Below are 14,253 nucleotides of genomic sequence, written 5' to 3' on the forward strand. Positions count from 1 at the left end.
TGAATTTGTCGACGTTCTGGAGAAAAGGAGACATCGATATGTATTTGCTGGTTGGCGTGCTTGCGGTTTTGATGTGGTGCTCCCCCTCTGTTGCCGGCGTCCTGTACAGTGAAAAGGAGTTGTGGGCTGCGGGAGAGCTGTGGACGGAAACCCGGCTTCAATGGCAGGGCGAACAGGCCGCGCATCAGCGGCGGTTGACGGAAATCGAACAACTGGCCGTGCCCGAGGCGCGGAAGGGCGCATTGCGCCGCATCGAACTGCAACGGCACCATGATCGATCGCTGATTTTGGCGGCCAAGCGTGATCAGGTGCAAAATGTACTGGTCAATGAGGCCAACGCACGGGTGCGCGGCGGCAAGGAGGCGGCCAGCGGCCAGCTCGTCGATACTGCGGGAACCAAATTCGGCGAGGCCGGTCATCGCGGCATGGCCGGCGACCGCGACATGGGCGGCGGAGAGCGAACGGTCCACAAGGTTAAGGAGGTGCTCAAGGAAATGGGCATAGACCAGGCCGCGACCGTCAAGGAGAGCGCCGGCACCCTGGAGATCGGCGACGACTTCGAGCTGACCATCAACAAGGACGGCGCCCGTCCACGGGCTGGTTCGGAGTTCCATCGGATCAAGGCCGAGGTGGATGCCCGCAATCCGGAAACCTATGTGTCCGAGAGCATGAAGAGCCGCTCCGCGGACGGCAAGATCGACCGCAAACAGGCGGGAACCGATTACGTGGAAATTCAGGACCACCGGAAAAAGGCGACCGCGGGCTTGAAAACCGACGGCGCCGGACTGAAAAAGTCGCCAGAGAAGGCGCAGAAGCTGGCCAAGGGCACGGTCAAAACACTGGAGATGGCCAACCTCGACGAGGAAACGGTCAACAGAATTCTACAACAACATGGCATCGAGGAGAATCCCGCGGCCTTTCGTGAACGACTGCGGGGGATCAAGGAGGGAACGATTCAGGTGGGCAGCGCCACCGATGCCGAGCAGCTGCGCCGCGCCAGCGAGGATATTTTCAATGCCGCCGAGGAAAAGGCCTTGAACACGGCCAAACAGGAGATCGTCGCCCTGCGGGAAAAGGCGGCGGCGCTGCCGGCCAACGATCCGAAACGAACCGCGATCGAGGAAGAAATTGTCGATTCGGTGACCAAGATGCAAGCTACCCGCGCTGCCAATGAGGCTGTCAGCGGCGGCAAGGGAAGCGCGACAACGGCAAAAACTGGCTCCAAAAAAAATGCCAGCGGAACTGGTTCCGCCGAGGCCGAACTGGCCGCACTTGACGATCTGCGTGGGGTTTCCGGACGGGGCAAGGCGGTCAAGGCCTTTGGCGCACTGATGAACATCGTTGATATCGGCCAGACCTGCCAGACGATCGAAGACTATGTCGAGGGTAAGATCCCTCTTAAGGAGGCGGCCACCAAGGTGGTCGATCAGTACGTAACCGGCGGCGCCATCGGCACGGTCGAGCACGCCTCCCAGAGCAAGGCGGATTACAGTGCCGCCAAGTCGGCCATCGAGCAGGCCAATCGCGAGAACATGGCTGCCTATCTCAATGCTTGGGAAATTGCATTGCGTAAAGCGGGATTGGCGCCAGCCGAGGCGCGCCAGTATGTGGCCTCGGCCATGCTGGCGGGTAACCTGGAAAAACTCGAGGACAAGGCTGCCGCCCTGGCAGCCGCTGGCAAGACAATCAAGCCGCCCCAGCTGGTGGTGAATACCTTCACGGCCGATGACACCCTTGGCGAACGTGCCCAGGCCGTGGGCGAGGGGATCGTTCGGGGTGCCTATGAGAGCGGCAAGTATCTGGTCACCGCGCCAAGCCGGACGGTCGAGGCCTGGGCTGAAGGTGAATTGAAGGAAGCAGATCTCGACGCCTATGCCAAGGGGCGCGAAACGGAAAGCAGGGTCGAGATGTTCCGCAAACTGCTCAATGCCGGTATTGATTCACAAAAGGCGCTGGCCGCCCTTAATGAGTGGGAAGAGGGGGAGACCGGGCCATTGAAGGAGCTGTTTCAGCAGGCCCGTGCCCGGCAGCAGGAAGCCGTTCCCACCAAGGAGGAGCTGGCCGCGGTCGAGGAGGCGAACAAGAGGATTGCCGCCGAGGAGCAGCGACGTGTCGAACTCTGGAACCGATATGCCGCCCTGGTGGCCTATCTGCGCTTTGCGCCCTTGACCCTGCAGGTCGATCCATCGCCAGTCGCGATCAAGGGAGAAGGCCAACGGTCCCTCGTTCGCTTGGCCCTGGTCGGGCCGGGCAAGAGTTCCATGGGCACGGTGGCCGCCGAAATCGAACAGATCCTGGCGCAGCTCACGGGCCAGGCAAGCAAGGTGCGGCTTTCCTATCGCTTCTCGTGCAAAGGGCGGCAAGGGGCCACCCCGCACGAATGGCTGACCGCCAGCCCCGGGGCGGCCGGTCTGTATCCGGTGACCGCGACCCTGGTGGCGGACATCAGGGGGGACGTGCCGGGCGCTGCCGTCGCCACGCTGTCCCGAGGCTTTGAACGGAGCGAAACCGCTCCCGTCGAGGTGGAGGTCAGCGCCACCGCAGCGCCATTGACCGGCGAGGTATGGGAGATCATGAAAACCACCCCCAATCTAGTCATCGACACGCCGTTGCAGAGTTTCAAGGCCACGGTTTCGCCGGCAGCGGAGATCACTTTTCCCGTGAAGTACACCCTCAACGATTACCTGGTCGAGGGCAAGGGTAGCCTGCGTTTTTCCGCCGACGGCAAGATGATCGAGCAGTTGAGTATCGATACCCGCAGCACGGATCCGCGTTCCGGCCAGGAAATTCAAAAAGACGAACTGCGAGTCGGCCCCTTTAAACTGTATGCAGCCGACAAGGAAACGCCGACCTACAGGGCGCATCTCTATTACACTCTTGATCGCGAAGGCCGCGACACCTTTGGCACCCACCGTTACGGCATCCATGATCGCGGCAAATTTCAATGGATGCCGGCCCAAAAACTCGATCGCGATGCCACCTATACCAAAACCTATATACACTTCTATATGACCGAGGAGGCTATTCAAACCAAGGAACAGGCTGCCAAGCAGGCACGCGACGAGAAAAAGAAGCAGCAGGAATCGGTGCAGCAGGCCGCGGCGTCCGGGACGTCTTGGGCCGGACCCTTTGGTGCGGAAGAGGGGTTTGACGGTTCGATCAAACTCGATATCTCCTTGAAAGACAAAGTCGTGTCCGGTTCCTTCCGAGGAGAACACAAGGACGGCGAGAAACGAAAACATGTCCTCTCGGGCGAGTTTCAGGGGGTGATCGATCCCGAAAGTGGAGAAATCACCGCAATGATGCAAACGAGCTCGTTGTGGACGTTCCGCCTGGACAAGGGCAAATGGTACCCCGCGACCTTGGCTCCAGAGAGTTTGGCCAAGGAAACACGGTTGGTGGGAACACTTGTCCAGAACCGGGTGAGCGGCAATTTGCTCCTCGATGGCCGCAAGGGGTTTGTTTGGTCAGCCGTGCCGGTGACCGAAGGAGGGAAACAATGATCACGGAAAAAGGTCTGTCATGGAAGTGGGGGTACTGTGCGACGGGCGTGCTGGTTGTTTGTCTGTTTGTGCTGAGCGGTCAGGCAACGGGAAGTAACGAGCCCTTTGAGGTCCCTGATGCGTCCTTGCTTAAGACGGTACCGCTGGAGACCCAACAGGCGGCGGCGCCACGGATCGAGATCGAAGAGATGCGAAAATCCGTTGAAATGCCGGCCGTACCGTCGTTGCTGGAGCGTAGTCCGTTTGCAGCGACGCCTGACGAGGACCTCGCCGTGGTCGACAAACAGGGGGCATCGGGCGATGCCCCGGCCGAGTCCGGCACCGCAACCCACTCCGCAGAGTGGCAGTTGCAGCAGAACCAAGCGGTGGTCCTGTTGGACGCGGCTTCCAAGCAGGCCAAGGGGATGACCGCCGAGCAGAAGCTGAAGGTGTTGAGCGGGTTGGCGGCAAAGGGCAACGCCGATGCCATGAATGGTTTGGGCTTGCTCTACTATCGCGGCCAAGGCGTTGACAAGGATTATGCCAAAGCTTTTGAATGGTTCTCAAAAGCGGCGCAACAGGGCCACGTAGAGGCAATGTTTGGCATGGGTAGCTGCTTTTATCAGGGACACGGCGCGGGGCGGGATCCTGTCCAGGCGCTCAAATGGTTCAGTCTTGCCGGAGAAAAAGGACATGGCGACAGTGCCCGGAATGCAGGGGTGATGTGGGACAAGGGGCAGGGAGCGGCCAGAGATGAACAACAGGCACGCACCTGGTATCGGAAAGGGGCTCTTCTCGGTAATGTCGAGGCAATGGTCAATCTCGCCGTAGGCTACCTTACGGGGAACGGTGGAGCCCAGGAGGATCGATTGGGTCGGGAATGGCTCGAGTGTGCGGCCGAACGTGGCAACAGGGCGGCCGCATACAACCTGGGCGTGTTGCTCGCCGAGGGAAGGGGCGTGGCCAAGGATGTTGATGCGGCCAGGCAATGGTGGGCGGTCGCCGGCCGTGACGGACACCAGCAAGCTGTTACCGCGCTCACCAAGACCGTCAAAGAGAAACAATCTCACTGGAAATCGCTGCCTCTTCCGTCGCCAATGGCTGCTTCCGGACAAGGGAAAATTCGCCCTTTGCCAGAATAGGTAGCATCTTCATCATCCCGCCTCTTCCCTTGGGGAGGCGTTTTTTTCGCTGCCTGTACACTCTTGATCGAGCCATCGGTTGCAGGGGGTGCGTTCCATCGACCGCCGGTCATCCCATGCGATGACCGGCGTTTTTTTTTGCCGCACCAATATCCAAGGTCGGTGCCTCCCCGGTTGGCGACAGTGGAACGTCGCAAGGACATTTCCCTGCCGAGTCTTGTTGTGTAACTAATTAACATGGAATAAAAAATTAGTCATTTCCTCCTTTCCCGATTTTCGTTGGTCCTCGGCTTTTTCCGCCAATATTTTTTCTTGACTCCCGGGAGAGGTTCGTATACTAATGAAGCAAAGGTGGTGAAAAGTGGTTTAAAGCGGTTGAAAATGGAATAATCGTGGAGCTTGGCCCCACGTGACGATCAAGGAGAGCGGTGCAACGATTTCGGAGTCATTCGGAACATAGCCTTGATCCGAAAGGGCGGTTGAACATTCCGACCCGGTTTCGTGACGTGCTGCGGGAGCAGTACAACTCCGAAATGTTGATCATCACCCACTGGCAGAATTGTTTGCGCGCCTATCCGGTGGCCGAGTGGGAGGCTCTCGAGGAAACGCTCCTGGCTCAGGGAAAAAATCAACCCGATTTCAGTAGGTTTGTTCGTTATCTGATTGCTGGAGTCAGTGAGTGCCCTTTGGATAAGCAAGGACGTATTCTTCTGCCGCCCGCCCTTCGCTCCGGCCTTGGGATTGAAAAGGACGTGGTGGTGGTCGGAATGTTGCAACACTTTGAAATTTGGGACAAGAAGGCGTGGGAGGAGGAAACTCGCCATACCCGCGAGACCTTTGGCGATTTTAGCGCCGGCCTGTCCGCGTTGGGTATCTTGTAAGTCGCTGTTCCGCATGTCGCAAGACCCCGCTGTTCTGCACGTTCCAGTCATGCTCGATGAAGTGCTCCATTGGCTTCAGCCGCGGCCCAATGCACTTTATGTCGATGGCACGTTGGGGCTCGGTGGGCATGCACAGGCGATCCTGGAGCAGACAGCGCCAAGCGGGCGGGTGGTCGGCTTTGAGTGGGACGACGATGCCGCGCAAGCCGCCAGGCAACGATTGTCCGGTTATGGCGATCGATTGTCGATTGTTCACGGCTCGTATGGCGATTTGGTGCCCGAGCTGGCAAAGTTGGGCGTCGTTGAAATCGAAGGATTGCTGGTGGATTTGGGCGTGTCATCCTTGCAACTGGATCGGGCGGAACGAGGATTCAGCTTTCGGACCGACAGCGTGCTCGATATGCGCATGGACCGGCGGTCGCCGCTCACCGCTGCCAGCTTGATCGCCCAGGCGAGCGAAGAGCAGTTGGCGGATATTTTTTACCATTACGGAGAAGAGCGTCAGGCCAGGCGGATTGCCCGATTTCTTGCCGAGGCGAGAGAAAAGGAGCCGGTGGCCACCACCGGAAGGCTGGCGGCAATTGTTGCCGAGGCGGTGCCCCGGAAATACCATCCAGCCAAGGTGCATGTGGCGACCAAGGTGTTTCAGGCCTTGCGGATTGCGGTCAACGGTGAGTTGAACAATCTCACCCGATTATTGCAGACGGCTCCACAGGTCCTGGCTGAAGGGGCACGGGTATGTATCATTACCTTTCATTCGCTGGAAGATCGGATTGTCAAGCAGGCTTTTCAGAACAATCCAGCCTATGAGGTCGTGACCAGGCGGCCGGTAGAGCCGTCTGCCGAGGAAATACGGCGCAATCCCAGAGCCAGAAGCGCCAAGCTTCGGGTGGCGAGACGGGGTAAATCCGGCCGAGATGCGATGTGTAGCAGGGGATCGAAAGAGGTTCAAAAGGAGGACAGGACATGACGCCAAACGTGAGTGTGCGCACCTACAGGCCTCGCCAGCAGGCTGCTCTGAGGGAAGATCGTCAGGTGAAATCTCGCTGGAGTGTTCCATTGTCGGGTGGGGTGCGGAAATATCTTGCTATCATGGTCATTGCCGGGTTAGTGGCGGGGTTGGTCATTACCCAGTTCTTTTATGGGCAAATGATGGATATGCGAGTACAGGCGGAACAACTCCGAAGTGTAAACACTAAAATCTATAACGAAAATGTCCGATTGCTGGCCTTTCGAGCCCAGTTGGCCTCCAAGAAACAAATTGTTGCCTTGGCCGGAACGAAATTGAATCTGTTTGAGCCTGAAAAGGGACAGGTGCGTCGGATGTAGGCGGACGATGGCGAAAACCCTGCGATCAAAGAAAAAAAGACGATGGCTCATCCCCTTTTTTGTTATTTTGCTGACAGCGGCTGGAATTGTTCTGTATAGATACCCCCCCTCCCTCCAGGATATCGGCAGGATTATACAGTCTGCTGTCGGCAAAATTTCATCTCTCTCAGCGGGCCAAACGCCCGCTGAACCTGTTTTAAGAGGAACGGTTTACGATCGAAAATTCAGGGAACTGGCGGTGTCGTACCGTCTGTTTTCGTTGATTGTCAATCCGGTTGAGGTGGTTGATCGGCGTAAGGCCGCTGAAGCGCTGGCCCCCTTGGTCGGCGACAAGGTGGAGAATATCGAGCTTCGGCTGAAAACCGCGCAGTATTCCATGGTGCTGTCCGATGACCTCGATGCCCGCCAGGCCGAGCAGATCGCCGCCCTCCAATTGCGCGGCGTGACCTGCAAGGCCACGGAGGCCCGTTTTTATCCCGGGCATACCGCTGCCTCGCATGTGCTTGGATTCATGGGTGACGGTGTCGGTCTTGCGGGCGTGGAAGGGAAGTACGATACGGTGCTGCAGGCTGGTGGATTTCGGAAAAGCAACATACCGGACATCGATTTCCAGGGCGAGGAGAGCCTGGGGCAGAAGGAAACGGACATTGTGCTCACTCTGGACATCGACCTCCAGAGGCAACTGGAAAACCGTTTCCGGGAACATCTTGCCGCGCAAGGGTCGGAAAAGGGCATGGGATTGCTGATCGACCCGAGCAGCGGACGTATCCTCGCGCTCGTGAATCAGCCCTCGTTCAACCCCAATTATTTCTGGAAGGCCAACGAGAGCAACCGGATCAACCGGATCTACAACCATGTGCTCGATAAGGAGCTGATCAGGCCTCTTCTCGCGCGGGCAGCGGCCATCGAGCGTGAAGGGCTGGATGGGCCGGGGATACTGCCGGCCACCGTGGCTGCGCCGGATTATGGGTTCACCCCGGAACAGCTCGATGCCTTTGAGCAACAAATCCAGCTGTATGGTTCGGTGTTCGGCAACTGGGAGTCCGGACCGGCAGCGCAGGAGCGGACCGGCGCGCAACCGGTGGTTACCGGTGTTCAAGTGGGAGTGACCCTGGCGAGCCTGGTCAACGGTGGTTGGCGAATTACGCCCTATGTGGTCGATTCCATCTACGATCATGCGACGATGAAACGCTACTCCCGCAGTAACGAGGCCACGGAGAAGATCCATGTGCTCGACCCGGCGCTGGGGGTCAAGATTCGCCGGGAACTGTTTGCCAACTGGCTGTTGGAGCAGGAAAATCTGGTCGTGTTTACTGCGGATCATGTGCAAATCCAGCCGGACAAGGACCAATACAGCCGCTATTCCATGCAGGATCTGTTCGTCGGACTGGCGCCGGCCAAGCAGCCAAAGTTTCTTTTGTTGATGGCCGTCGAGCAGGATCACCTGCTGCCTGTGGCGCAGCGGAAAGACAATGAAAATGGGGTGTTGGAACTCATGGGTAAGGAGCTGCTCGCGGCTTTGGCCAAGGTGCCGCCGCCAGATGCCTTGCCGGAAAAACCTCCGGAAAAAAGCGAGGAAAATCTTCGCCAGTTTTTCATCAGCAAACGTCTTAATTTCAGAAATGCGCCAGGAAAAGCCAACGAACCGATTCCTCGCATGCCGCAATTGCGGGGCATGAGCCTGCGCAAAGGATTGCAGCAGATCGACAAATACAAGATGACGGTGAGGGTCAACGGCAGTGGACGGATCATCGCCCAGTATCCTCTTCCAGGACAACCTCTGACTGGGGTGGACGAATGTATTCTGACCCTGGACTCCAAATAGTCGGCGGGCGGTTATGATCACCTTGGCAAAACTTGTGCAGGCCATCGCCCCTGGGGCGAACCGGCGGCTTTCGGGAACCGTGCTCGCACAGCCTGTGACGGCGATCACCTCGGATTCACGGCAGGTCGTTCCGGGAAGCCTCTTTGTCGCCGTTCGTGGAGTAAAGACGGATGGCCGCCGCTATATTCCGGAGGCGATCGGCAAAGGGTGTCTGGCTGTGGTGGTCGATGTCGATGAGGGGGTTGATGAGTGGAATGTTCCGGTGCTCCTGGTCGACGATTGTCCAGCCGCGCTTGGTGAACTGGCCGCTGCGTGGAACGGTTATCCGGCCAGCCAGATGCAATTGGTGGCCATCACCGGCACCAATGGCAAGACCACCTGTTCGTGGCTGATCGAGGAGATGCTGGTCGCCTCCGGCTTCCGCCCCGGAGTGATTGGAACGGTCAACTACCGCTATCACGGTGCCGACGGCCTCCATATCATCCAGGACGCCCCCCTGACCACCCCCGATCCGGTGACCTTGCAGGGATTGCTTCGCACCATGGCCGACAACGGTGTGACGCATGTGATCATGGAGGTTTCCTCACACGCCCTGCAACAGCAGCGTCTGGGCTCGACCCGCTTCGATGTGGCCTTGTTCACCAACCTTAGCCGTGACCATCTCGATTATCACCAGTCGATGGAGGTCTATTTCGAGGCAAAGAAACAGCTCTTTCATAAGCATCTCAAGGAGCAAGGCGTAGCGGTGGTGGTGCTGGGGCCACAGGCGGAGGGGTGCGACTGGGGCGGCCTGCTGACGGCGTCACTGCCGGCGGAGCAGGTCATTCGCTGCGGTTTGCATGGTTCGTGCGAAGTGAGCGCGCATCAATTGACCCAGACCATGGAGGGGTTTCGGTGCTGCTTGCATCTGCGGGGCGCGGAGGTGAACTTTGCTTCGCCGTTGACCGGGGAATACAATGTGCTCAATGTGCTGGCTGCGGCGGGCGTTGGACTGGGGTTGGGCCTGGTGCCGGATCGGTTTCTTGAGGGATTGGCCAGGGTGGGGCGGGTACCCGGCCGCCTGGAACGGGTTCGATTACCTGGTGAGCAGATAGGATCGGGGCCCGCTGTGTTTGTCGATTATGCCCATACTCCGGATGCCTTGGACAATGTGTTGCGCAATCTGAAAAAACTGACCACCGGACGTTTGCTTTGCGTTTTCGGTTGCGGCGGCGACCGTGATCGCGGCAAGCGGCCATTGATGGGCAGGGTTGCGGCCCAGTTGGCCGACGCGGTTGTCGTGACCTCCGACAATCCACGCACCGAGGCGCCGGAGGCCATCATCGACGAGATCGTTGCCGGTGTGGAGGCCGGCGGCAAGTCTAGGACCGACGCTTGGGCGTTGCTGAACGCTGCACAGCCGGTTGATGGTTACACCGTGATTGCCGATCGCAGGTGTGCCATAACAGCGGCGTGCAGCCTTGCCGCTCCCGGTGACAGCGTCCTGCTCGCCGGCAAGGGGCATGAAACCTACCAGATCATCGGCACGGAAAAGCATTTTTTTGATGATCGCCAGGAAGCGACCAACGGCCTGCTGCACTGGAACGAGCGCCATCTGCTTGCCGCCACGAGCGGCAAGGTTGCCGGCGGCACGCTCTGTCGTGTATTGGCCTCGGTGTGCACCGATTCCCGCCAGCTGCGACCAGGAGATATTTTCGTGGCGCTCAAGGGAGAGGCCTTTGACGGGCACCAGTATATCGAAGCCGCTGCCGAACAGAGGGCCGGCGCCATTGTCGCCGAGTGGATGCCGCCACGCATGCGTCCGGAGGTTCTGTATATCGAGGTCAAAGACAGTCTGCGCGCCTTGGGCGATCTGGCAGCCTACCGACGTCGATTGCTGAACGGCACGATCAAGGTGGCGGCCATCACCGGCAGTTCGGGGAAAACCACGGTCAAGGAAATGGTGGCCAGCATCTTTGCCGAGGCGTTGCAGGGCAGCCGCACCGGAATGGACGCCGTTCTTAAAACCAGAGGCAACTTCAACAATCTGGTCGGACTGCCTCTGTCGCTGCTGCCGCTGGAGGCCGGTCACCGGCTCGCGGTGGTGGAGATGGGGATGAATGTTCCCGGCGAGATTGCCCGGCTGGTGGCCATCGCTGATCCGGATATCGGCTGCATCAACAACGTTCACCCAGCCCATCTCCAGGGACTGGGCAGTCTTGCCGGAGTGGCTGCGGCCAAGGGAGAGCTCTTCGCCGGCATGCGGCCCGAAGCGGTGCGGGTAGTCAACCTCGATGATCCCCATGTCCGGGCGCAGGCCAAAAAATTTGCTGGCGAACAGATTGGTTTTGCGGTAACTCCTTCCGGCCGCAAATTTGGACCACAGGTCCGGGCCACCCGCCCGGACAATCTGGGTGAACAGGGCATGCGCTTTACCCTGCACATCGAAGGGTGGCGGGCGCGCGTGACCGTGCCGGTCTTTGGCGCCCACAATGTCAGCAACTGCGTCGCCGCCGCGGCCATCGCCCATGCCGCAGGTATCGGACCCGAGGTCATTGCCCAGGGCCTCCAGCGGTATGCTCCGTCGGTGGACAAGCGATTGGCGGTCACCGAACTGCCGGGAGGGCTGAAGGTCGTCAACGACGCCTACAATGCCAATCCCGCCTCGATGGCTGCGGGGTTGCGCACCGTGGCCGCCTTCGGCCACAGGGGATGCCGGCATCTGGCCGCTCTGGGCGACATGCTCGAGCTGGGTGCCGCTTCCGAAGATCTGCACGCCGGGATAGGCGCCCTGGTGGCGAGCTTGGGGTATGATTTTCTGGCCTTGACCGGGATGCAGGCGACCGTGATGGCGCGAGCCGCGAGCGCCGCGGGTATGAAGGAGGAAAACATCCGGGTGTTTGCCAATCCCCGCGCCATGGCCGACTGGATCTATCCGATGCTGGCCCGAGGGGACCTGGCCGCCGGCGACTGGCTGTTGATCAAGGGGTCGCGCGGCATGCGCATGGAGCAGCTCCTCGATGAACTGGAGCAACGCTTGAATAATTCAAAGAAAAACGTAACGGAATAATGTTCTATAATTTCCTCTACCCCTTTCACACCGAGCTGAGCTGGCTCAACGTTTTCCGTTACATCACCTTTCGCTCCATCGGCTGCGCGGTGACCGCCTTTCTGCTGGTGGTGATCATCGGTCCGCGATTCATCGCCTGGCTACAGAAAAAACAGATCGGCCAAGTCATCCGCGACGATGGTCCGGAGACGCATTTCTCCAAGAAAGGGGTACCAACCATGGGCGGGGTGCTGATCCTTTTTGCCGTGACCGCCTCCTCCTTGCTGTGGACCGACCTGCGGAGTGGCCTAGTCTGGTTGCTGATCGGTATCAGCTTGTTTTTCGGGTTGATTGGCTCGATGGATGACATCAAGAAGATCCGCAAGGGAAATTCGCGCGGGTTGAGTCCCAGGGAGAAATTGGCCCTGCAGGTGCTCGGGGCCGCGGTGGTGGGGATATTTCTCCTGCTGACGCCCGGCTACGACGGCATTCTCAGCATCCCGTTCATTAAGTCCTATCAACCGGATCTGGGCTGGTGGTACCTGCCCTTTGCGGTGCTGGTGATTGTCGGTGCTTCCAACGCGGTCAATCTCACCGATGGATTGGACGGTTTGGCCGCCGGTCCCATCGTCATCACCGCCTCGACCTATTTGATTTTTTCCTATGTGGCCGGCAACGCGGTCGTGGCCAGCTATCTGCAAATTCCCTATGTTCCCGGAGCCGGCGAAGTGACCATTTTCTGCGGGGCCATGGTTGGCGCTTGCCTCGGATTTCTGTGGTTCAACTGCTACCCGGCGGAGATTTTCATGGGCGATGTCGGCTCCCTGTCCCTGGGGGGCACCTTGGGGGTTGTGTCGATCATCACCAAGCAGGAATTCCTGTTGGTGATTGTCGGGGGTATTTTTGTCATGGAGGCGATTTCGGTCATCCTCCAAGTGGGCTATTTCAAGATGACCGGCGGTCGGCGAATTTTTCTCATGGCGCCCTTTCATCACCATTTCGAAAAAAAGGGCTGGCTGGAACCCAAGGTGGTGGTCCGTTTTTGGATCGTATCCATCATTCTTGGCCTTATTGCGCTGGCAACCTTAAAGCTGAGATAAATCGTGCAGATATCAAGAGGGACACAGGCAGTGGTGATCGGATTGGGGGCAGCCGGGCTGTCCACGGTCCGTTATCTGGTGAATCGGGGGGTGCGGGTACGGGTTTCCGATCGCCGCGCCGTGGAACAGATCCCCCCAGATACCTTGGCATTCCTCAAGCAGGCGGAGGTGGCGCTGGAAACTGGGGGACATACCGCCGCTTTTCTTGCCGGTGCGGACATGGTCATTCCCGGACCCGGCGTGCCGCTTGACCTGCCTGTATTGCAGGCCGCCCGGAAACAGGGACTGCCGGTGCTTGGCGAGCTCGCCCTCGCCGCGGGCCAGTATGCGGTTCCGGTGATCGCGGTCACCGGTTCCAACGGCAAGACCACTGTCACCAGTCTAATCGGTGAGCTGTTGCGGGCTTCGGGAAAAAACCCCTTTGTTGGCGGCAACATAGGTACTCCCTTGCTCGACTATTTCGCCGATCCGCAGGGGTATGATGCGGTGGTGCTCGAACTGTCCAGTTTCCAGCTCGATCTGGCCGGCGCCTTCCGGCCCGATATCGGCCTGCTGCTCAATATCTCCCCTGATCATCTGGATCGCCATGGATCGTTGGAGGCCTACACCCTGGCCAAGCAGAATCTCTTTCGCCACCAGCAACTGGGCGACCGCGCCATCCTCGGCGCGGACGACCCTGTCGCCGCCGCAACACCACTGAATCCAGAGGTTGGCCGCTTCACCTTTGGCCGCGCCGAAGGATGCACGGCGCGCATTGCCGACGGACGGATTCTTCTCACCTTGATGGCCGGCGCCCTGTCCGGGAAAACCGAGTATGTGCTCAGCGGTACTACACTCCACTCCTCGGTCAATCAGTTGAATGCCGCTGCGGCCATCCTGGCCGTTACCCTGGCCGGTTGCGAACAGGCCGGTATCGCCGAAGGGTTGAGACGTTTTGTGCCTCCACCCCACCGCATGGCCGAGGTCGCGACCATTGACGGCGTGCGGTTCATCAATGATTCCAAGGCGACCAATATCGGGGCCCTGGAGGCTGCGCTGGCTGGTTGTGAGTCGCCTGTCGTGCTCATCGCCGGCGGTCGGGACAAGGGAAGTGATTACAGCTTGTTGCGTGAAGTGGTCGGGCGGAAGGTCAAGCATCTGGTGCTGGTGGGCGAGGCGGCTGGCCTGATGCGGGCCGCCCTGGGTTCGCTGGTTCCCACGGAAGCGGCGACCACCATGGAGGATGCGGTGCGCAGAGCTATGACGGCGGCGGCCAGCGGCGATTTGGTGTTGCTGGCACCCGGATGTGCCAGTTTCGACATGTTTTCCGGGTACGACGAGCGCGGCCGGGTGTTCGCCGAATGCGTCCACCAGATTGGCCAGGAACGGTTGGAGGCTTGAGATGGCCCTGATTCGTATGTGCTGTGTCTGTCACAGGGTGGAGCAGGAGGGCGGTTGGCGGCAGGTTTCCGAGCTGTCAGTGGACG

General features: G+C 59.3%; 9 protein-coding genes. All 9 read left to right on the forward strand.

The window, feature by feature from the left end:
- The first annotated feature begins 38 nt into the window (after positions 1–38).
- Positions 39–3,503 (forward strand): hypothetical protein, encoded by a 3,465-nt coding sequence (locus tag DESPR_RS18310; RefSeq protein WP_015723405.1) that lies wholly within the window; start codon positions 39–41, stop codon positions 3,501–3,503.
- Positions 3,500–4,624, forward strand: coding sequence for a tetratricopeptide repeat protein (locus DESPR_RS17025; protein WP_015723406.1), 1,125 nt, complete (start codon positions 3,500–3,502; stop codon positions 4,622–4,624). Before DESPR_RS18310 ends, DESPR_RS17025 begins: the two co-directional genes overlap by 4 nt.
- 428 nt (positions 4,625–5,052) lie before the next feature.
- Positions 5,053–5,505, forward strand: coding sequence for a division/cell wall cluster transcriptional repressor MraZ (mraZ, locus tag DESPR_RS03370; protein ID WP_015723407.1), 453 nt, complete (start codon positions 5,053–5,055; stop codon positions 5,503–5,505).
- A 13-nt stretch (positions 5,506–5,518) separates the two neighbouring features.
- Positions 5,519–6,475 (forward strand): 16S rRNA (cytosine(1402)-N(4))-methyltransferase RsmH, encoded by a 957-nt coding sequence (gene rsmH, locus DESPR_RS03375; RefSeq protein ID WP_043769617.1) that lies wholly within the window; start codon positions 5,519–5,521, stop codon positions 6,473–6,475.
- The gene (locus tag DESPR_RS03380) at positions 6,472–6,834 is read left to right on the forward strand and encodes a hypothetical protein (protein WP_015723409.1); all 363 of its coding nucleotides are present in this window, start codon (positions 6,472–6,474) and stop codon (positions 6,832–6,834) included. The genes rsmH and DESPR_RS03380 overlap by 4 nt, the downstream gene beginning before the upstream one ends.
- Positions 6,835–6,841: 7 nt before the next feature.
- Complete coding sequence (locus DESPR_RS03385; RefSeq protein WP_015723410.1) at positions 6,842–8,659, forward strand: Penicillin-binding protein dimerization domain-containing protein; 1,818 nt, start codon at positions 6,842–6,844, stop codon at positions 8,657–8,659.
- Positions 8,660–8,672: 13 nt separating this feature from the next.
- Complete coding sequence (locus DESPR_RS03390) at positions 8,673–11,708, forward strand: UDP-N-acetylmuramoyl-L-alanyl-D-glutamate--2,6-diaminopimelate ligase (RefSeq protein WP_015723411.1); 3,036 nt, start codon at positions 8,673–8,675, stop codon at positions 11,706–11,708.
- Entirely contained in the window at positions 11,708–12,787 is a 1,080-nt protein-coding gene (gene mraY / locus DESPR_RS03395) for a phospho-N-acetylmuramoyl-pentapeptide-transferase (RefSeq protein WP_015723412.1), read from the forward strand. The genes DESPR_RS03390 and mraY overlap by 1 nt, the downstream gene beginning before the upstream one ends.
- A 3-nt stretch (positions 12,788–12,790) precedes the next feature.
- Positions 12,791–14,167, forward strand: coding sequence for a UDP-N-acetylmuramoyl-L-alanine--D-glutamate ligase (gene murD / locus DESPR_RS03400; RefSeq protein WP_015723413.1), 1,377 nt, complete (start codon positions 12,791–12,793; stop codon positions 14,165–14,167).
- Positions 14,168–14,253: the final 86 nt, after the last annotated feature.

Source organism: Desulfobulbus propionicus DSM 2032, from assembly GCF_000186885.1.
Lineage (GTDB): Bacteria > Desulfobacterota > Desulfobulbia > Desulfobulbales > Desulfobulbaceae > Desulfobulbus > Desulfobulbus propionicus.

What these genes read in the sequence shown, in the direction of transcription:
- DESPR_RS18310 (WP_015723405.1), top strand. Translation starts at nt 39, where the DNA reads ATGTATTTGCTGGTTGGCGTGCTTGCGGTTTTGATGTGGTGCTCCCCC.
- DESPR_RS17025 (WP_015723406.1), top strand. Translation starts at nt 3,500, where the DNA reads ATGATCACGGAAAAAGGTCTGTCATGGAAGTGGGGGTACTGTGCGACG.
- rsmH (WP_043769617.1), top strand. Translation starts at nt 5,519, where the DNA reads ATGTCGCAAGACCCCGCTGTTCTGCACGTTCCAGTCATGCTCGATGAA.
- DESPR_RS03380 (WP_015723409.1), top strand. Translation starts at nt 6,472, where the DNA reads ATGACGCCAAACGTGAGTGTGCGCACCTACAGGCCTCGCCAGCAGGCT.
- DESPR_RS03385 (WP_015723410.1), top strand. Translation starts at nt 6,842, where the DNA reads ATGGCGAAAACCCTGCGATCAAAGAAAAAAAGACGATGGCTCATCCCC.
- DESPR_RS03390 (WP_015723411.1), top strand. Translation starts at nt 8,673, where the DNA reads ATGATCACCTTGGCAAAACTTGTGCAGGCCATCGCCCCTGGGGCGAAC.
- mraY (WP_015723412.1), top strand. Translation starts at nt 11,708, where the DNA reads ATGTTCTATAATTTCCTCTACCCCTTTCACACCGAGCTGAGCTGGCTC.